At 69.8% G+C, this 18,423-nt stretch carries 15 protein-coding genes; 7 read left to right on the top strand and 8 right to left on the bottom strand.

Annotated elements, in window-relative coordinates; translation table 11 throughout:
- The first annotated feature begins 28 nt into the window (after positions 1-28).
- Complete coding sequence (locus NBY69_RS32505) at positions 29-859, top strand: MBL fold metallo-hydrolase (RefSeq protein ID WP_250305536.1); 831 nt, start codon at positions 29-31, stop codon at positions 857-859.
- A 63-nt stretch (positions 860-922) separates the two neighbouring features.
- Here the strand turns inward: NBY69_RS32505 and NBY69_RS32500 are convergent, their stop codons facing one another.
- A complete protein-coding gene (locus tag NBY69_RS32500; protein WP_164258843.1) occupies positions 923-1,597 on the bottom strand; it encodes a Crp/Fnr family transcriptional regulator in 675 nt (224 codons plus the stop codon).
- 295 nt (positions 1,598-1,892) lie between these two features.
- On the opposite strand from NBY69_RS32500, the gene nth reads away from it, so the two are divergent.
- From nth to NBY69_RS32475, 4 genes are all read left to right on the top strand, one after another.
- Positions 1,893-2,870 carry an endonuclease III gene (gene nth / locus NBY69_RS37460; RefSeq protein WP_374211365.1) on the top strand — a complete coding sequence of 326 codons (978 nt, stop codon included), beginning with the start codon at positions 1,893-1,895 and terminating at the stop codon, positions 2,868-2,870.
- 55 nt (positions 2,871-2,925) lie between these two features.
- Positions 2,926-3,636: a CoA pyrophosphatase gene (locus NBY69_RS32485; protein ID WP_250305535.1), complete on the top strand. Its 711-nt coding sequence runs from the start codon at positions 2,926-2,928 to the stop codon at positions 3,634-3,636.
- Between the two features lie 138 nt (positions 3,637-3,774).
- Entirely contained in the window at positions 3,775-4,980 is a 1,206-nt protein-coding gene (locus NBY69_RS32480; RefSeq protein ID WP_250305534.1) for a MarP family serine protease, read from the top strand.
- Positions 4,977-6,323, top strand: a complete 1,347-nt coding sequence (locus NBY69_RS32475) for a 6-phospho-beta-glucosidase (protein ID WP_250305533.1) — start codon at positions 4,977-4,979, stop codon at positions 6,321-6,323. The genes NBY69_RS32480 and NBY69_RS32475 overlap by 4 nt, the downstream gene beginning before the upstream one ends.
- A gap of 22 nt (positions 6,324-6,345) precedes the next feature.
- On the opposite strand, the gene NBY69_RS32470 is transcribed toward NBY69_RS32475, so the two are convergent.
- The 6 genes from NBY69_RS32470 to NBY69_RS32445 form a co-directional block, all read right to left on the bottom strand.
- Entirely contained in the window at positions 6,346-6,525 is a 180-nt protein-coding gene (locus NBY69_RS32470) for a hypothetical protein (RefSeq protein WP_250305532.1), read from the bottom strand.
- Positions 6,526-6,679: 154 nt separating this feature from the next.
- Positions 6,680-7,606: an alpha/beta fold hydrolase gene (locus tag NBY69_RS32465; protein WP_250305531.1), complete on the bottom strand. Its 927-nt coding sequence runs from the start codon at positions 7,604-7,606 to the stop codon at positions 6,680-6,682.
- A complete protein-coding gene (locus tag NBY69_RS32460; protein WP_250305530.1) occupies positions 7,603-8,109 on the bottom strand; it encodes a phage holin family protein in 507 nt (168 codons plus the stop codon). The genes NBY69_RS32465 and NBY69_RS32460 overlap by 4 nt, the downstream gene beginning before the upstream one ends.
- 90 nt (positions 8,110-8,199) lie before the next feature.
- Complete coding sequence (gene nhaA, locus NBY69_RS32455) at positions 8,200-9,642, bottom strand: Na+/H+ antiporter NhaA (protein WP_374211363.1); 1,443 nt, start codon at positions 9,640-9,642, stop codon at positions 8,200-8,202.
- 312 nt (positions 9,643-9,954) lie between these two features.
- The gene (acs, locus tag NBY69_RS32450; RefSeq protein ID WP_250305529.1) at positions 9,955-11,949 is read right to left on the bottom strand and encodes an acetate--CoA ligase; all 1,995 of its coding nucleotides are present in this window, start codon (positions 11,947-11,949) and stop codon (positions 9,955-9,957) included.
- A 131-nt stretch (positions 11,950-12,080) separates the two neighbouring features.
- Positions 12,081-14,849: a SulP family inorganic anion transporter gene (locus NBY69_RS32445; protein WP_250305528.1), complete on the bottom strand. Its 2,769-nt coding sequence runs from the start codon at positions 14,847-14,849 to the stop codon at positions 12,081-12,083.
- Between the two features lie 244 nt (positions 14,850-15,093).
- On the opposite strand from NBY69_RS32445, the gene NBY69_RS32440 reads away from it, so the two are divergent.
- A complete protein-coding gene (locus NBY69_RS32440) occupies positions 15,094-16,368 on the top strand; it encodes a hypothetical protein (protein ID WP_250305527.1) in 1,275 nt (424 codons plus the stop codon).
- Here NBY69_RS32440 and NBY69_RS32435 read toward each other — a convergent pair.
- Positions 16,352-17,341, bottom strand: coding sequence for an ATP-binding protein (locus NBY69_RS32435; protein ID WP_250305526.1), 990 nt, complete (start codon positions 17,339-17,341; stop codon positions 16,352-16,354). The two genes, NBY69_RS32440 and NBY69_RS32435, sit on opposite strands and share 17 nt — an antisense overlap.
- 207 nt (positions 17,342-17,548) lie before the next feature.
- Between NBY69_RS32435 and NBY69_RS32430 the strand changes: the two genes are divergently transcribed.
- Positions 17,549-18,304, top strand: coding sequence for an oxidoreductase (locus NBY69_RS32430; protein ID WP_250305598.1), 756 nt, complete (start codon positions 17,549-17,551; stop codon positions 18,302-18,304).
- Positions 18,305-18,423: the final 119 nt, after the last annotated feature.

Here is an 18,423-nt window from a genome sequence, read left to right as displayed (position 1 = left end):
CAACGGCCCGTACGACAGGAGCCCCCGCGTGAGCGACGCAGCAGCCCTCCCCGGCCAGCCGAGGGGCGGTGTCCTGTCCGGGCCGGCCACTCCCCGCGCGGTCAACGTCCTCGCGCCCAACGCCTCCGCGATGACCCTCGACGGCACGAACACCTGGATCGTCTCCGAGCCGGACTCGGACCTGGCCGTCGTCATCGACCCCGGTCCGCTCGACGACGTACATCTGCGGGCCGTGATCGCCGCCGCCGAGAGCTCGGGCAAGCGGGTCGCGCTGACCCTGCTGACCCACGGGCACCCGGACCACGCCGAGGGTGCGGCACGGTTCGCCGAGCTGACGCGTACGGACGTACGGGCGCTGGACCCCGCGCTGCGGCTCGGCGACGAGGGGCTCGGCACGGGGGACGTCATCACCACCGGCGGCCTGGAGCTGTGGGTCGTACCGACGCCCGGCCACACCGCGGACTCGCTCTGCTTCCACCTCCCGGCCGACCGGGCGGTCCTGACCGGTGACACGGTCCTCGGCCGCGGTACGACCGTGGTCGCGCACCCGGACGGGCGGCTCGGCGACTACCTGGACTCGCTGCGGCGGCTGCGCTCGCTGACGGTGGACGACGGGGTGCGGACGGTGCTGCCGGGCCACGGGCCGGTACTGGAGGACGCGCAGGGCGCCATCGACTTCTACCTCGCGCACCGCGCCCACCGGCTCGCCCAGGTGGAGACGGCCGTCGAGAACGGCCTCACGACGGCGCCGGAGGTCGTGGCGCAGGTGTACGCGGACGTCGACCGCTCACTGTGGCCCGCGGCGGAACTCTCGGTGCGGGCACAGCTGGAGTACCTGCGGGAGCACGGGCTGATCTGAGCACGCGAAGGGGGCGCCCCGCCGACCGGCAGGACGCCCCCTTCACAGCTGTACGGGCAGGAGCTAGCGGGACCGCTTGGCGAGGCGCTCCACGTCCAGCAGGATCACCGCACGGGCCTCCAGGCGCAGCCAGCCGCGTCCCGCGAAGTCCGCCAGGGCCTTGTTGACCGTCTCGCGGGAGGCGCCGACCAGCTGGGCCAGCTCCTCCTGGGTGAGGTCGTGGACGACGTGGATGCCCTCCTCCGACTGCACACCGAAGCGGCGCGACAGGTCGAGGAGCGCACGGGCGACCCGGCCGGGTACGTCCGAGAAGACCAGGTCGGACATCTGGTCGTTGGTCTTGCGCAGGCGGCGGGCGACGGCACGCAGCAGGGCCGTGGCCACCTCGGGGCGGACGTTCAGCCAGGGCTGGAGGTCGCCGTGGCCCAGACCGAGGAGCTTCACCTCGGTGAGCGCGGACGCCGTGGCCGTACGGGGGCCCGGGTCGAAGAGGGACAGCTCTCCGATGAGCTCGCCGGGGCCGAGCACCGCCAGCATGTTCTCGCGGCCGTCGGGGGAGGTGCGGTGCAGCTTCACCTTGCCCTCGGTGACCACATAGAGGCGGTCGCCGGGGTCGCCCTCGTGGAAGAGGGCGTCGCCACGGGCGAGCGTCACCTCACTCATCGAGGCGCGCAGCTCAGCGGCCTGCTCGTCATCGAGCGCCGCGAAGAGCGGGGCGCGCCGCAGAACGTCGTCCACGAGTTCTCTCCTTGTCGACCTGCTCAGGGGACCGGCTGGACCCCATCATGCCGGACGGGTAAATCAGTGTGATCAGTCACAAGTTTGACGCACCGGGGTCCAGGCTTGTGCGGGAGGGGGCCGATTGGGTTGGTGATTGGCTGTGACCGGGGTGGATGTCGGTGCCGGGCTCTAGGCTGGCCGGGTGTCCAAATCGCCGGTGAGAGCACGGGACAAGGGGGCTGAACGGGTGTCGGCGAGTCACGATTCAGCTGTGGGCGAACAGACGCCCACCCGGGCGAAAGAGGCCGCGAAAGTGACGAAACCGGTGAAGGGGGCTGTAGTGAAGAAGGCCGCGGCGAGGAAGCCCGCAGCGAAGGACGCGACCGCGCCCGACGGACCCGCGAAGGCGACCGCGCCCAAGAAGGCGACCGCGCCCGACAGACCCAAGAAGGCGACCGTGCCCGCCAAGCCGCCGACGGCGTCCGCCAAGCCGGCCGCGTCCGTGAAACCCGTCAAGATCCCCAGGCCGGAGTCGCACGCCGCCCTGGTCCGCCGGGCGCGCCGGATCAACCGGGAGCTGGCCGAGGTCTACCCGTACGCCCACCCCGAGCTCGACTTCGAGAACCCGTTCGAGCTGCTCGTCGCCACGGTCCTCTCCGCCCAGACCACCGACCTGCGCGTCAATCAGACGACCCCTGCCCTCTTCGCGAAGTACCCGACCCCCGAGGACATGGCGGCTGCGGACCCCGAGGAGCTGGAGCAGATCCTGCGGCCGACCGGGTTCTTCCGGGCCAAGGCCAGATCGGTCCTCGGGCTCTCCGCCGCCCTCCGGGACGACTTCGGCGGTGAGGTGCCGGGCCGGATAGAGGATCTCGTGAAGCTGCCCGGCGTCGGGCGGAAGACGGCAAATGTCGTACTTGGTAACGCTTTTGGGGTTCCTGGCATCACTGTGGACACCCACTTCGGCCGACTGGTGCGCCGCTGGAAGTGGACGGAGCAGGAGGACCCGGTGAAGGTCGAGGCGGAGGTCTGCGCGCTCTTCCCCAAGAGCGACTGGACGATGCTCTCGCACCGGGTCGTCTTCCACGGCCGCCGCATCTGCCACGCCCGCAAACCGGCCTGCGGAGCCTGCCCGATCGCCCCGCTCTGCCCGTCGTACGGCGAGGGCGAGACCGACCCGGAGAAGGCGCAGAAGCTCCTGAAGTACGAGAAGGGCGGGCGGCCCGGCCAGCGGCTGAAGCCCCCGGCGGACTACCCGGGGCAGCCCGCTCCTCCGATGGGGGCCGGGTGACAGCAGGGCGGAACGATCAGACCGGCCGCGGTCGTTGGGAGAAGCGGGGGTGCCGATGACGCGCGCGGGAGAGACCCACACCGGCCGGGCCCAGGAGGGCCCGGTCGCCGTGACGGACAGCGGGCTGCCCGGATGGCTGGCGCCCGTGGCACGGGCGGCCGGGACGGTGCGGCCCGAGCAGCTCAGCAGTTTCCTGCCCCCGGAGAGCGGCAGCGGGCGGCAGTCCGCCGTGCTGATCCTCTTCGGCGAGGGCAGCTCCGGGCCCGAGCTGCTGCTGATGGAGCGGGCGACCAGTCTGCGTTCGCACGCGGGACAGCCGTCCTTCCCGGGCGGCTCCCTGGACCCCGGGGACGGCGATCCGCAGACGACGGGTCCCCTGCGGGCGGCGCTGCGCGAGGCCGAGGAGGAGACCGGGCTCGACCCCGCGGGTGTGCAGCTCTTCGGTGTGCTGCCCCGGCTCTACATCCCGGTGAGCGCGTTCGTCGTGACGCCCGTCCTCGGCTGGTGGCGCGAGCCCAGTCCGGTACGGGCGGTGGACAGCGGGGAGACCGCCCGGGTCTTCACGGTTCCGGTGGCCGATCTCACTGACCCCGCCAACCGGTTCACGACGGTCCACCCGAGCGGCCACCGGGGCCCCGCGTTCCTGGTCGAATCCGCTCTGGTCTGGGGTTTCACCGCAGGAGTGATCGACAGAATTCTGCACTTCGCGGGCTGGGAGCGGTCGTGGGACCGCACGAAGCAGGTCCCGCTCGACTGGCGCGCATGACAGGCTGGCCGACGTACTGGGCCACTTGGGCGCCGTACTGGGCCACTCGGGCGACGCTGCGATCCGCAGCGACCCCCCGAGCGGCCGGACCACCGGCCGGAGGGCCGTGACCGGCAACGAAATGCGAGGCTCCCGACGGTGAACGTGCTGGACATCCTGCTGCTGCTGGCCGCTGTGTGGTTCGCGGTCATCGGCTACCGCCAGGGTTTCGTCGTCGGCATCCTGTCCGTGACCGGTTTCATCGGCGGTGGTGTCGTCGCCGTCTACGTGCTTCCGCTGATCTGGGACCGGGTCACCGACAAGTCCGAGGTGTCCACGGGCGCCACCGTCGTCGCGGTCGTCATCGTGATCGTGTGCGCCTCGGTCGGCCAGGCCTTCACCACCCATCTCGGCAACAGACTCCGCCGCTTCATCACCTGGTCACCGGCGCGTGCCCTCGACGCCACCGGCGGCGCACTGGTCAACGTACTGGCCATGCTGCTGGTGGCCTGGCTGATCGGATCGGCCCTCGCCGGTACGACACTGCCCACCCTCGGCAAGGAGGTCCGCACCTCCAAGGTGCTCCTCGGGGTGTCCCGGGTGATGCCGGACCAGGCCGGCACCTGGTTCGCCGACTTCACCTCGGCGCTCGCCCAGAACGGCTTCCCGCAGGTCTTCAGCCCGTTCGCCAACGAGCCGATCACCGAGGTCAAGCCGCCCGACCCGGCGCTCGCCGACAGTCCGGTCGTGGAGCGCGCCAAGAAGTCGATCGTCAAGGTCGTCGGCACGGCGACGGGATGCAGCAAGGTCCTGGAGGGCTCGGGCTTCGTCTTCGGCAACCGCAGGGTGATGACCAACGCCCATGTGGTCGGCGGTGTCACCGAGCCGACCGTGCAGATCGGCGGCGAGGGCAAGCTGTACGACGCGAAGGTCGTGCTCTACGACTGGTCGCGTGACATCGCCGTACTGGACGTGCCGGACCTGAGGGCGCCCGCGCTCACGTTCACCGGCACCGACCAGGCCGCGCACAGCGGTGACAGCGCGATCGTCGCGGGCTTCCCCGAGAACGGTGCGTACGACGTCCGCTCCGCCCGGGTCCGCGGCCGGATCAACGCCAACGGCCCGGACATCTACCACCGCGGGAAGGTCACCCGCGATGTCTACTCCCTCTACACGACGGTCCGCCAGGGCAACTCCGGCGGCCCGCTGCTGACCCCGAACGGCAAGGTGTACGGCGTGGTCTTCGCGAAATCGCTCGACGACAGCAACACCGGCTACGCGCTCTCGGCCGACGAGATCCGTCAGGACATCGCCAAGGGGCTCAGCGCCAACCAGCAGGTCGACACCCAGGGATGCGCGCTGTGAGGCTCACGATTCTCGGCGGCGGCGGATTCCGCGTACCGCTCGTGTACGGCGCGCTGCTGCGCGACCACGCCCCCGGCCGGGTCACCGGGGTCACCCTGCACGACTTGGACCCGGCCCGGCTGACCGCCGTCGCGCGGGTCCTCGCCGACCAGGCGGCGGGTGTGCCGGACGCGCCGGAGGTCCGTACCACCACCGACCTCGACGAGGCGCTGCGCGGGGCCGACTTCGTGTTCTCGGCGATCCGGGTCGGCGGGCTCGCGGGCCGGGCGGCCGACGAACGGGTGGCGCTGGCCGAGGGCGTGCTGGGCCAGGAGACCGTGGGTGCGGGCGGCATCGCGTACGGACTGCGTACGGTCCCGGTCGCCGTCGACATCGCCCGGCGGGTGGCCCGGATCGCGCCCGAAGCCTGGGTCATCAACTTCACCAACCCGGCCGGACTGGTCACCGAGGCGATGGCGGCCCATCTCGGCCGCCGGGTCATCGGCATCTGCGACTCGCCGGTCGGACTCGGCCGCCGGGTCGCCCGGACCCTCGGCGCGGACCCCGACCTGGCGCGGTTCGACTACGTGGGGCTGAACCACCTGGGCTGGCTGCGCGGTCTGTACGTCGGCGAGCAGGACCTGCTGCCCGGACTCTTCGACGACGAGCGGCTGCTGACCTCCTTCGAGGAGGGCAGGCTCTTCGGCGCGGACTGGCTGCGTTCGATCCGGTCCGTCCCCAACGAATACCTGCACTACTACTACTTCAACCGCGAGACGGTCGCCGCGTACCAGCAGGCCGAGCAGACCCGCGGCGCCTTCCTCCGCGACCAGCAGGCGCGGTTCTACGACGAGATGGCGCATCCCGCGACGCCCGCCCTGGCGGCCTGGGACCGTACCCGCGCCGAGCGCGAAGCCACGTACATGGCGGAGAACCGCGAGGCGGCGGGTGCCGGCGAACGGGCCGCGGACGACCTGGAGTCCGGCGGGTACGAGAATGTCGCGCTGGCCCTGATGCGGGCCATCGCGCGGAGCGAGAGCACCACGCTCATCCTCAATGTGCCCAACGCGGGCACGCTCGGCGTGCTCGACGGAACGGCCGTCATCGAGGTCCCGTGCCGGGTCGACGCGGACGGTCCGCACCCGCTGCCCGTATCGCAGCTGACCGGCCACGAGGCCGGTCTGGTGACCGCCGTGAAGGCAGTCGAGCGCTGCGTACTGGAAGCGGCGGAGAGCGGGTCGACGCGGGCGGCGGTGCGGGCGTTCGCCCTGCATCCGCTGGTCGATTCCGTGAATGTCGCGAGGAGACTGCTCGACGGCTACCGGGGTGTGCACCCGGGCCTCGGCTACCTCACGGGGCGCTGAGCCTCGGAGCCGGTCCGGTCAATCACGGCCGGGAATGGCGGAGCCGCGCGGAGACCCAGCGGGCCCGACGGCGGAGGATACGCGGAATGCCGAGGCGGGGATCATGCTCGCGGTCGGGGGTGCCGTCCCTCTCGTAGGTGCTCAGGCCCGTGGCCGAGCGGCGGTTGCTTGCTGCGTCACCGTAGTCGTGCGTCCAGCCCATACCCCCACGTTTGCCCGTGCCTCATGGTCGGTAATCGCGTCCCATGGGGCCAATTGGCCTATGCGCCAGGCATTTGGCTGTTCGTAGGACAGGCGTTCCCGTCCGGCCACCGGACATGCCGGAACGGGGCTCACCGGTCACGCCGGAACCGGGCTCACCGGTCGGGTTCGGGGTCCTTCAACCAGTTGATGAGTTCTGTGGAGAACGCCACCGGGTCCTCCTCCTGCGGGAAGTGCCCCAGGCCGTCGAACAGCCGCCAGCGGTACGGCGCTTCGACGTACTGCCCCGACCCCGCCGCACTGCGGGTACGCATCACCGGATCCAGCGAGCCGTGCAGATGCAGCGTCGGTACCCGCACCGGACGTTTCATCCTGCGGTTGAACTGGATCCCGTCCGGCCGTGCCAGCGACCGAACCATCCAGCGGTACGGCTCGATCGCGCAGTGCGCCGTCGAGGGGATCGACATCGCCCGCCGGTACATCTCCACCGCGTTGTCGTCGGGACGCGCGGGCCCCGACCACTCGCACACCAGTCGGCCCACCAACGCCGCGTCGTCGGCGACGAGCTGACGCTCGGGCACCCACGGGCGCTGGAAACCCCAGACGTACGAACCCGCGCGGGACTGCGAGAAGTCGGACAGCATCGCCGAGCGCCAGCGCCGTGGATGCGGCATCGAGGAGACCACGAGCCGGCGCACCAGCTTGGGCCGCATCACGGCCGCCGTCCAGGCCAGGTACCCGCCCAGGTCGTGCCCGACGAGCGCGGCGTCCGGCTCGCCGAGGGACCGGATCACGCCGGTGATGTCGAGGGCCAGATTGGCGGGGTCGTAACCCCGGGGCGTACGGTCACTGCCGCCCACCCCCCGCAGATCCATGGCGACGGCCCGGAACCCGGCGTCGGCGAGCGCGGTCAGCTGATGCCGCCAGGTCCACCAGAACTGCGGGAAACCGTGCAGCAGCAGCACCAGCGGCCCGTCACCCGCCTCCGTGATGTGGAAGCGCGCGCCATTGGCCGCGACGTCGCGGTGGGTCCAGGGCCCGTCGATACGTACGACGGAACCCGATTCGGCAGAAGCGGTCATGCAGACGAGCGTGCCACAGCCGCAGCCTTGTCGGTGACCGCCGCAGGGGCGTTCGAGGACGCGCGTTCGACGGCCGGGCGGGGGTGGGGGCGGACGCCCTGGATCACGGCGGCCGTCTCCTTGACGGACGCGACGACCTTCTGCGGGCCCTTCGCCTTCTTCGCCTTCTTGGCGAAAACGACCCCGATCAGTGCGAGTACCGCGGCCACCAGCACATTCGCGGCGAAGGACAGCACGAAGCAGATCGCCAAGTTCCAGTGGCTCCAGGTGCGGATGCCGTAGGCGAGGGCGAAGCTCAGCATCGGCAGGGAGAAGAGCAGCACGGTGCCTGCCGCCGCGAACGCCCCGCCGCCGATCGCGCCGCGCTTGACGTCCTGGCGCAGCTCGGCCTTGGCCAGGGCGATTTCGTCGTGCACGAGCGAGGACATCTCGGCGGTGGCCGATGCGACCAGTTGACCGAGACTGCGGTCGGCGGTGCCAGCAGGGCTGCTGGGGTGGCTCATTGCTGAATCCCTCTTCTCATCTGCGGGCGCTCGTACACCTCGCGCCGGTCGGGCTGGCCGTCGTCGGTTTCTGCAGGACCTGACTTCAGATCATGCCGGACGGTCGTCGTCCGCGCTTGCTGCCCCCGCCCGTTCGGCGAGACGACGGTGCTCGGCCGCCTTCCCCTCAAGGATCGCAGCCATACGCAGATGGTGCTCGGCGCTGTCCTCCTCGTAGATGTCGGGGATGCCGTCGTGGTCCTCGTCGCGTTCCTCCTCCTCGCACAGGAAGCGGTATCTGCGGTCGCGCACCTTGAGCAGGACCGAGGAGAGCACGGCGGCGATCACCGAGCCCAGCAGTACGGACGCCTTGACCTCACCGGTCATCGAGCTGTCTCCGGTGAAGGCGAGTTCGCCGATGAGGAGCGAGACGGTGAAGCCGATCCCGGCGAGTGAGGCCACGGCGAAGACGTCGGCCCAGGCCAGGTCCTTGTTGAGCTCGGCCCTGGTGAAGCGGGCCGTCAGCCACGTACCGCCGAAGATGCCGACCGCCTTGCCGACGACGAGGCCCAGCACGACGCCGAGCGTCTCCGGACGGGTGAACACATCGGTGAGCGCACGGCCCGATACGGAGACCCCGGCCGAGAACAGCGCGAAGAGCGGTACGGCGAGGCCCGCCGACAACGGCCGGACCAGATGCTCGATGTGCTCACCGGGGGAGTACGGCTCGCCCTCGCGGCGGGTGCAGCGGAGCATCAGGCCCATGGCGACTCCGGCGATCGTGGCGTGCACGCCGCTGTGGTACATCAGCGCCCAGACGACCAGGGCGAGCGGGACGTAGATGTACCAGCCGTGTACGTCCAGCCGCAGCAGCAGCCAGAAGACGGCCAGCGCGAGCACGGCGCCGCCGAGCGCCACGAAGTTGATGTCGCTGGTGAAGAAGACCGCGATGATGAGGATGGCGAACAGGTCGTCCACGACGGCGAGCGTGAGCAGGAAGGCCCGCAGCGCGGACGGCAGTGAGGTCCCGATGACCGCGAGGACGGCCAGGGCGAACGCGATGTCGGTGGCGGTGGGCACCGCCCAGCCGTCCAGCGAACCGTTGCCGATGACATTGACCAGGGTGTACACCAGGGCCGGTACGGCCATCCCGCAGAGCGCCGCGACGACGGGCAGCGCGGCGGCCTTCGGGTCGCGCAGTTCACCTGCGACCAGTTCGCGCTTGAGCTCGATGCCCGCGACGAAGAAGAAGACAGCGATCAGCCCGTCGGCGGCCCAGTGCGTGACGGACAGGTGCAGGCCGAGGGTGGCGGGGCCCAGATGGAAGTCGCTGACCGAGGCGTAGCTGCCCTTCAGCGGGGTGTTCGCCCAGATCAGTGCGGCGATGGCGGCGACGAGAAGAATCAGGCCGCCGACGGTCTCGGTGCGCAGCGCGTCGGTGAGGAAGGTCCGCTCGGGGAACGGGAGCCGCCCCAGGAAGGTCTGCCTGCCGCGGGAGCGGGACTGCGCGGGCGGTTGGGGATTCGGCTTCGGCTTCGGGGCGGGCGCGGCCACGAGGGGACCTCCGGTCGGGTGGGCAGCACAGAACACATGCCGACCAGACTTCCCGGCGCACCCTTTTGCTTACTGAATTACCTGTGGAACACCCTACCCGGCGCACCAGGGAGCATGCGGTGATCGTCACCTTACGGACAGAACGGGCGCACGGCGCGCTGCAGATGACCAGCCGGGTGGCCGTCGTACACGCAGAACGCCGACCGGGCACCTGGGGTCCGGTCGGCGTTCGCAGCCAGCTCTCAGCTTTCAGCTTTCAGCTTTCAGCTTTCAGCTGTTCAGTTCTCGGTTCTCGGTGGGGCTGATCCGGTGTCAGTCCTCGCTGGAAGTGCTCGGCAGCTTGGTCTGGATCAGGTCCATCACCGAGGAGTCGGTGAGCGTGGTGACGTCGCCCAGCTCGCGGTTCTCCGCGACATCGCGCAGCAGCCGCCGCATGATCTTCCCGGACCGGGTCTTGGGCAGCTCCGCCACGGGCAGTACCCGCTTCGGCTTGGCGATCGGGCCGAGCACCGCGCCCACGTGGTTGCGCAGCTCCGCGGAGAGGTCCGCCGACTCCGACGCCGACCCCCGCAGTATCACGAAGGCAACGATGGCCTGACCGGTCGTCTCGTCCGCCGCGCCCACGACCGCCGCTTCGGCGACCGACGGGTGCGAGACGAGCGCCGACTCGACCTCGGTCGTCGAGATGTTGTGCCCGGATACCAGCATCACGTCGTCGACCCGGCCGAGCAGCCAGATGTCGCCGTCCTCGTCCTTCTTCGCGCCGTCACCCGCGAAGTACTTGCCCTCGAAACGTGACCAGTAGGTGTCGATGAAGCGCTGATCGTCGCCCCAGATCGTACGGAGCATCGAGGGCCACGGTTCGGTCAGCACCAGGTAGCCGCCACCGCCGTTCGGTACTTCGTTGGCCTCGTCGTCGACGACGGTCGCGGAGATCCCCGGCAGCCCGCGCTGCGCCGACCCCGGCTTCGTCGCCGTGACACCCGGCAGTGGCGAAATCATCATCGCGCCGGTCTCGGTCTGCCACCAGGTGTCCACGATCGGGCACTTGTCGGCGCCGATGTTCTTGCGGTACCACATCCACGCCTCGGGGTTGATGGGCTCACCGACCGAACCCAGCACGCGCAGCGACGACAGGTCGAACTTGGCTGGGATGTCGTCCCCCCACTTCATGAACGTACGGATCGCGGTCGGCGCCGTGTAGAGGATCGAGACGCCGTACTTCTGGACGATCTCCCAGAACCGGCCCTGGTGGGGGGTGTCCGGCGTGCCTTCGTAGATCACCTGGGTCGCGCCGTTGGCCAGCGGGCCGTACGTGATGTACGAGTGGCCGGTCACCCAGCCGATGTCGGCCGTGCACCAGTAGACGTCCGTCTCCGGCTTGAGGTCGAAGACGGCGTGGTGGGTGTACGCGGCCTGAGTGAGGTAGCCGCCGGAGGTGTGCAGGATGCCCTTCGGCTTACCCGTCGTACCGGAGGTGTACAGGATGAACAGCGGCTGCTCCGCGCCGAAGGCCTCGGGGGTGTGCTCGGTGGACCGGCTCCCCACGAACTCGTCCCACCAGAGGTCCCGGCCCTCGGTCCACGCGGTGTCCTGGCCGGTGCGCCGCACCACGAGCACGTGCTCGACCTGCGGGCACTGGGTGACGGCCTCGTCGATCGCGGGCTTGAGCGCGGACGGCTTGCCCCGCCGGTAGCCGCCGTCGGCGGTGATGACCAGCTTGGCGTCGGCGTCCTGGATGCGGGAGGCCACGGCGTCGGCGGAGAAACCGCCGAAGACCACCGAGTGCGCCGCGCCGATCCGGGCGCAGGCGAGCATCGCGACGACGGCCTCGGCGATCATCGGCAGGTAGATGGCGACCCGGTCGCCCTTGGCGACGCCCAGTTCTATGAGGGCGTTCGCGGCCTGCGACACCTCGTCCTTGAGCTGCGCGTACGTGATGGAGCGGCTGTCGCCGGGCTCGCCCTCGAAGTGGATGGCGACGCGGTCGCCGTTGCCGGCCTCGACGTGTCGGTCCACGCAGTTGTACGCGACATTCAGCTCACCGTCGGCGAACCACTTCGCGAACGGTGGGTTCGACCAGTCGAGCGTCTCGGTGGGCTCGGTGGACCAGCTCAGCCGCCGGGCCTGCTCCGCCCAGAAGCCCAGCCGGTCTGCCGCTGCCTGCTCGTACGCCGCCGCGGTGACGTTGGCGTTCGCGGCCAGCTCGGTGGGCGGCGTGAAGCGCCGCTCCTCCTTGAGCAGATTGGCCAAGCTTTCGTTGCTCACGAGATCGCCCTTTCGACAAAGCCTTATGTCCCAGGTCATAGCTCATCAGCCCACGAGCCACTCTGACAAGGGCTAACCGTAAGAAATTGGTTTAGACCTGTGTCCCGTGCTCCGGCCGTGCTCCTTCCGTCTGGCTGCCGGGCGTGGGCGGATCACTCGGATACGAACGGTCAGACCGGAGCCACCTGGGCGAAGACCCCGTCCCGCTCATGAGGGTCGGCGAGCAGATACGCCTGGGCCTCGCCGACGTGGAAGTACATGCCGTGCAGTTCCAGCTCGCCCTCCGCGAGCCGTCTCGCCACCGATGCGTGTGCGCGCACATGCTCCAGCTGCTGGATCACGTTGGTCAGGCAGAGCTGCTCCACGGCATCGGCAGGCATCCGCCCGGAGATCCGGGCCCAGGAGTGATGGCGGCTCAGCATCCGGTCCAGGCTGGGCTGTCCGTGCCGCAGCCACCGCCGCAGCGGGGTCTGTGGGGCGTCCGGCGGACTGTCCGGTGGGCCGTTCAGCAGCGCCGTCATCGCCCCGCAGCCGGAATGCCCGCATACGGTGATCGAGTCGACGCGCAGGATGTCGACGGCGTACTCGATCGCCGCCGCCACCGAGTCGTCCGAGCTGTCCGTGCCCGGCAGCGGTACCAAATTGCCCACATTGCGCACGGTGAACAAATCGCCGGGACCGCTCGACGTGATCATGCTGGTGACCAGCCGGGAGTCGGCGCAGGTGAGAAAGAGCTGCGAGGGCCGCTGCCCCTCGCGGGCGAGTCGCGCCAGCTCGCCCCGTACCAACGGGGCCGTATGACGCTGGAACGAGCTGAGCCCGCTGACCAGTTGACGGCTCCCGGGCCGATGGGGCATGGGCTCCTCCCCACGGAACGCGCCCGCTGCCTCAGCCTCGGTTCCTGGCCGGACCGCGACCTCTGTACAGGGAGTAGAGCGCGGGACCTCCGGGTCCGGCACGATTCCTGTGCCGGGTGCAACGTCACCAGGTGCACCCTCCCTGCCGGCGAAGGCCGTCGTGCGGGCAGTGGTCGTCAGGTCCGTAGCGCTGTCTGGGGGCGTACCCGTGTCCGCCCCCGTACGGAGGCAGGCGACCTCGGAGGTGGGGCCGGAGAGGGTCGCCGGTGAAGGGCCCGGATCCCCTGCCGGATCCGCTGCCGAATCCGCTGTGCCGGGTGCGGGTGCGGGTGCGGGCGCGGGCATGGGCATGGGCACGGCTACGGGCAGCGTGCCGCGTTCGGTGCCGAGGTCGGTGCAGTGGTGATTGCGCCAAGGGGTCCAGGGGCGGCAACAGGTGTGTACGGCGGACTCGGGCTCGGCGATCCGGGTCCCGGCCCGGCCCGTGACCTCGACCTGGCCACCCTGGGCCGCATGAGCCTCCTGCCAGTGCTGGAGGGTCTCGTACGCGGCATGGTCCATGAACGAGCCGTCCAACTCCACGACGGCATACGCCCCCGGTGGCACCTGCCCCAGCGTCCGGCTTAGCTTGGGGACGGCCAGAAACGTCAACTGACCACGCGCCCGCAGCCGGTGGACACCGTCCTGCTCCGCCAGCGTGATCCGGGTTCTGGAGAGGCGGTGCAGTGCCACGCCGACCGCGACCGTGATCCCGATCGCCACTCCCTGTATCACCCCGAAACACAGGACACCGCCCACGGTGGCCCCGTACACCGGGAACTCCCGGTGCTTGTGAACATTGCGAATGTGCGTGTAACTCACCATCTGGAGGCCGACGGCCATCACGAGTGCGGCCAGGGCGGCGAGGGGCAGCCACTCCAGGACGGCGGCGAGCAGCCCGGCGGCGAGCAGCATCCACACCCCGTGCAACACGGTGGAGGCGCGTCCGGTCGCCCCGGCCCGTACGTTTGCCGCGCCACGCACTGCTCCGCCCGACACCGGCAGCCCGCCGAGCAGCCCCGACACCGCGTTCGCGATGCCCTGCCCGCGCAACTCCCGGTCGAGACCGGTCCGCTCGACGGCCGGGCCAGGGCGGTCCGCCGCCAGTTTGTCCACGGCCACCGCGGAGAGCAACGACTCCAGGCCGGCCACCAGCGTCACCGTGAACACCGCGCCGAGCAGCCCGAGCACCGGGCCGTGCGGCACCTCGGGCAGCGCATGCGTGCGCCAGGACGGCAGGTCGACGCGTGTGATGCCTGGTGCGGCGACGGCAGCGACTGCGGTGGCGACGGCGACCGAGGCGAGCGCGGCCGGGACTCTGCCCAACACCCGGCCGGTGCGGCCGGGGATTCGTGACCACAGCACCAGTACGGCGATGGTGAGCGCACCGATCAGCGGCGCGGCCGGGCCGACGCGGCTCAACTGTCCGGGTAGAGCAAGCGCGTTGGCGACGGCCGAGCTCTGAGGTGCGCCGCCGAGCACGATGTGGAGTTGGGCGAGAGCGATGGCGACGCCGATCCCGGCGAGCGTGCCGTGCACGATGGCCGGAGAGACGGCGAGCGCGCCGCGCGCGGCGCGCAGCGACCCCAGGGCCAGTTGGAGCAGACCCGCTCCCACGGTGATGGCGCAGGTGGTGCGCCAGCCGTAGACCTGGATGAGCTCTGCGGTCACCACGGTCAGACCGGCCGACGGACCGCTGACCTGGAGTGCGGAGCCACCGAGCAGTCCCGCGACGATGCCGCCGACGGCTGCGGCCAGCAGCCCGGCTTCGAGCGGAGCGCCGATGGCGACGGCGAGCCCCAGGGACATCGGGACGGCGATCAAGAAGACCGTGATCGAGGCGGACAGGTCGGCGGCCGCGATCCGGAAGCGGGGGCGGCGGCCGTCTCCACCGGCTGGCGGGCTGTGCGGCCGTTGAAAGAGGGAGGTGTCCGGGGTGCCGGCAGCTGCTCCGGTGGACGTACCGGTGGATGTGTCAGTGAATCTGTGGGCGGATGAGGCCGAAGGGGTGTGATCGGTGCGGGCGGGTACGCAGGCGGACATGGATCTCGTCTCCTCCGGGGCAGCGCGGTCGCGGAATATGCGGAACGGCGAAACAGCGGGTCAAGGGGACGCGGCCGTGGAGCACGGCCTGCAGTAGCGGGGATCATCAACGCTCGGTAAATAGATGGTAATCCAGAGTAAAGACCAAGTCTGGACATTTCGCCTAAATGGTCGAGCGGTTCACCCGATTCGGTGACTGTGTCGCTCAGCGATGCGACAGTATGAAGAATTGAGAGTGGGGTGCATGACCTCCCCCACGCGAAGAATCACCCTCTGCGCCGTCACCGCCGCTCTGGTCGCAGGAGCCGTCGGCTGCGCAGACATCGACGGTTCAGTGCCCAGGACCACGAAGCAGGGCGCGGCCGCCACGAAGCGCAACGCCCCGGCAGAAGCGCCCGAGTCCGCCGTCCGCCTCATCGGCGACGGCTCCACCGCGTACACCGGCGTCCAGCCCCATGTGTCCGTGCCCCACCGTCTGAAACCGGGTCAGAAGCCGCCGCAGTTCGTGGTCTTCTCCTGGGACGGAGCCGGAGAGGACAGCCAGAAACTCTTCTCGCATTTCCGTGCCGTGGGAAAGAAGTACGACGCGACCATGACGTACTTCCTCAGCGGCGTGTACATGCTGCCGGGGGCGAAGAAGGAGCAGTACGACCCGCCCCAGCACGTGGCGGGCAGCTCGGACATCGGGTTCAACGACGCCGAGGGAATCCGTGACACCGTCACCCAACTCCGCGGCGCCTGGCTGGACGGGAACGAGATCGGCACCCACTTCAACGGCCACTTCTGCGGACCAGACGGTGGAGTCGGCACCTGGTCGGTCCCCGAGTGGAAGAGCGAGATCACGCAGGCCAAGGCCATGGTGAAGCACTGGCGGACCAACACCGGTCTCACCGGCCTGCCACCCCTGCCCTTCGACTACGACAAGGAACTGGCGGGCGGCCGTTCCCCCTGCCTTGAGGGCCAGCACAATCTGCTGTCCGCCGCCCGTGAGATGGGTTTCCGCTACGACGCGAGCGGCAACGGCCTGCAGGTCTGGCCCAAGCGGCGCGAAGGTGTGTGGGACATCCCGCTGCAGGAAGTCCCGGTGCCGGGGCGGGCGTTCGAGACTCTCTCGATGGACTACAACTTCATGTTCAACCAGTCGCGGACCGTGCACGGCGACCCCGCCATGTACACGTACTGGGGCGATCAGATGCGAGACGGACTGCTGAGGGCGTTCGACCGTTCGTACAACGGAAACCGTGCCCCGCTGATCATGGGCAACCACTTCGAGTCCTGGAACGGCGGTACGTACATGCGGGCCGTCGAGCAGACGATCGCCGCCGTCTGCACCAGGCCGGAAGTGCGGTGTGTGCCGTTCAAACAGCTGGTCAACTGGCTGGAGGCACAGGACCCGAAGACCGTCGGAAAGCTACAGGGGCTGGCTGTCGGCGAGGCGCCGAAGGAAGGCTGGGCGGCCTATCTGTCCCCCCAGCCTTCCGGGGCCGCTCCCGGACGCGGGGTCAAGAAGCAGGGCTGATCTCGGCGTAACGTTCACTGAGGACAAAGGCGGGGTCGACCTGTGAAGCCAGGTCGGCGCCCGTCTTCTCGTTCCCCCAACTTTCCGCGTTCTTCAGGTGGAAGTGCACCATCTGGCGGGTGTAGCGCTCCCAGTCGCGGTGTGCGTAGCTGTCCTCCGCGGCGTCCTGAAGCGACTGGAGGGCCAGCCGGTTCTCCGCTTCGAGCATCTCGAAGCGCGGGGGGCGGCCCTTCTCCATCGCGCGGACCCAGTCGGAGTGGCCCACGGTGACCAGCAGGTCGTCGCCGACCTCGGCGCGCAGGAACTCCAGGTCGTCCTGGTCCCGCACCTTGTTGCCGACGACCTTGAGGGCGACGCCGAAGTCGCGGGCGTACTCCTTGTACTGCCGGTAGACCGAGACACCCTTGCGGGTCGGTTCGGCCACCAGGAACGTCATGTCGAACCGGGTGAACATGCCGGAAGCGAAGGAATCCGAACCGGCCGTCATGTCGACGACGACGAACTCCTCCGGCCCGTCGACCAGATGGTTGAGGCAGAGTTCCACCGCGCCGACCTTGGAGTGGTAGCACGCCACTCCAAGGTCCGACTCGGTGAACGGCCCGGTCGCCATCAACTGGATCCCGCCGTCGTCCAGCGTGACCGGGCGGGCGCAGGCGTCGAACACCGGATTGTCCTCACGGATCCGGAGCAGCCGCGAGCCCTCGCCGGGCGGAGTGGTTTTGATCATCGTCTCTGCCGAGGCGATACGCGGATTGGAGCCGCGCAGATACTCCTTGATGAGCGGGAGGTGCGCTCCCATCGCGGGCAGCGCGGCGGACTCCGCTTCGTCGAGCCCGAGTGCGGCGCCCAGGTGTTGGTTGATGTCGGCGTCCACGGCGAGGACGGGTGCTTCATTGGCGGTCAGGTGGCGGATGAAGAGAGAGGACAGCGTGGTCTTGCCGCTGCCGCCCTTCCCTACGAAAGCGATCTTCATGTTCACAAAGGGTAGCGGGGCGACTGCGGTGTGTGGGTGTCGGAAGTGAAGAAGACCACTCCAAGGTGGGGTGTCTGCCGTGGACGCGTAGCCTCGCTTCCTATGACTGCGTTCTCCCGGAAGGCGTCCGCCGGAGCCCCGGCGACTCCCCCAGATCACTCAGATCCCCTTGCCGCACTGGGCCAGCTGCCGGGTGTCGGCGATGCTGTGGACTCCGTGCGCAAAGCGGTGGACCGGGTCTACGGTCACCGCGTCATGCGACGGCGCAGCACCGAGGTCACGGCGGAGGCCGCGCTGCGCGCGTCGCGCGGTTCGGCCGCGCTGGCGGGGGCGGACTGGGCGCTGGAGGAAGTGCGCCGACGTACCGACTTCAGTGGTGATCCTGAAGCCCGTACGGTCGGTGCGGCCCTGCGGCTGTCCGCCGAAGCGGGTCAGCTGCTGTCCGTCTGGCGCCAGTCGCCGCTGCGGGTGCTGGCCCGGCTGCACCTGGTGGCTGCGGCTGATTCCGGTGATGCGGTCGGCCGGCCGCGGTTGGCGGGAGAGACGGCGGACGAGCCGTTGATCGAGCTTCCGCTGCCCGGTGCCGACGAGGTGGCGGCGCGACTCGACGGGCTTTCGCAGCTGGTCATCGCGGGCAGTGCGGCTCCCGCGCTGGTGACGGCGGCGGTGGTGCACGGCGAACTGATAGCGCTGCGGCCGTTCGGTTCGTACAACGGTCTGGTCGCCAGGGCGGCCGAGCGGGTCGTGCTGATCAACAGCGGACTCGATCCCAAATCCATCTGCCCGGCCGAGGTCGGTCACGCGGAGCTGGGGCGGGCGGCCTACGTCGCGGCTCTGGACGGCTACGCGTCAGGTACGCCGGAAGGCATGGCCGCGTGGATCGCGCACTGTGGCCGCGCGGTGGAGCTGGGTGTACGGGAATCGACGGCCGTCTGCGAGGCCCTCCAGCGCGGAGCGGCCTGACCGGAGCCCCGGGACTGCCGGACGGGCAGACAAAGGCGGCGGTACCGATCGGTACCGCCGCTGGCATGTCTGCCGGGTTACCAAGCGTCCTCGAATATTGCCCATCAGGCCGGGAACTT

This window comes from Streptomyces sp. A 4/2, assembly GCF_940670765.1.
GTDB lineage: Bacteria > Actinomycetota > Actinomycetes > Streptomycetales > Streptomycetaceae > Streptomyces.
Note: the sequence above shows the minus strand (reverse complement) of the source record. Positions and strands in the feature narration are given on the sequence as shown.

Excerpts from the sequence above, each read along its gene's own strand:
- NBY69_RS32485 (WP_250305535.1), top strand. The coding sequence starts at position 2,926 with ATGACGCGCGCGGGAGAGACCCACACCGGCCGGGCCCAGGAGGGCCCG.
- NBY69_RS32470 (WP_250305532.1), bottom strand. The coding sequence starts at position 6,525 with ATGGGCTGGACGCACGACTACGGTGACGCAGCAAGCAACCGCCGCTCG.
- NBY69_RS32465 (WP_250305531.1), bottom strand. The coding sequence starts at position 7,606 with ATGACCGCTTCTGCCGAATCGGGTTCCGTCGTACGTATCGACGGGCCC.
- NBY69_RS32460 (WP_250305530.1), bottom strand. The coding sequence starts at position 8,109 with ATGAGCCACCCCAGCAGCCCTGCTGGCACCGCCGACCGCAGTCTCGGT.
- acs (WP_250305529.1), bottom strand. The coding sequence starts at position 11,949 with ATGACCTGGGACATAAGGCTTTGTCGAAAGGGCGATCTCGTGAGCAAC.
- NBY69_RS32445 (WP_250305528.1), bottom strand. The coding sequence starts at position 14,849 with ATGTCCGCCTGCGTACCCGCCCGCACCGATCACACCCCTTCGGCCTCA.
- NBY69_RS32440 (WP_250305527.1), top strand. The coding sequence starts at position 15,094 with ATGACCTCCCCCACGCGAAGAATCACCCTCTGCGCCGTCACCGCCGCT.
- NBY69_RS32435 (WP_250305526.1), bottom strand. The coding sequence starts at position 17,341 with ATGAAGATCGCTTTCGTAGGGAAGGGCGGCAGCGGCAAGACCACGCTG.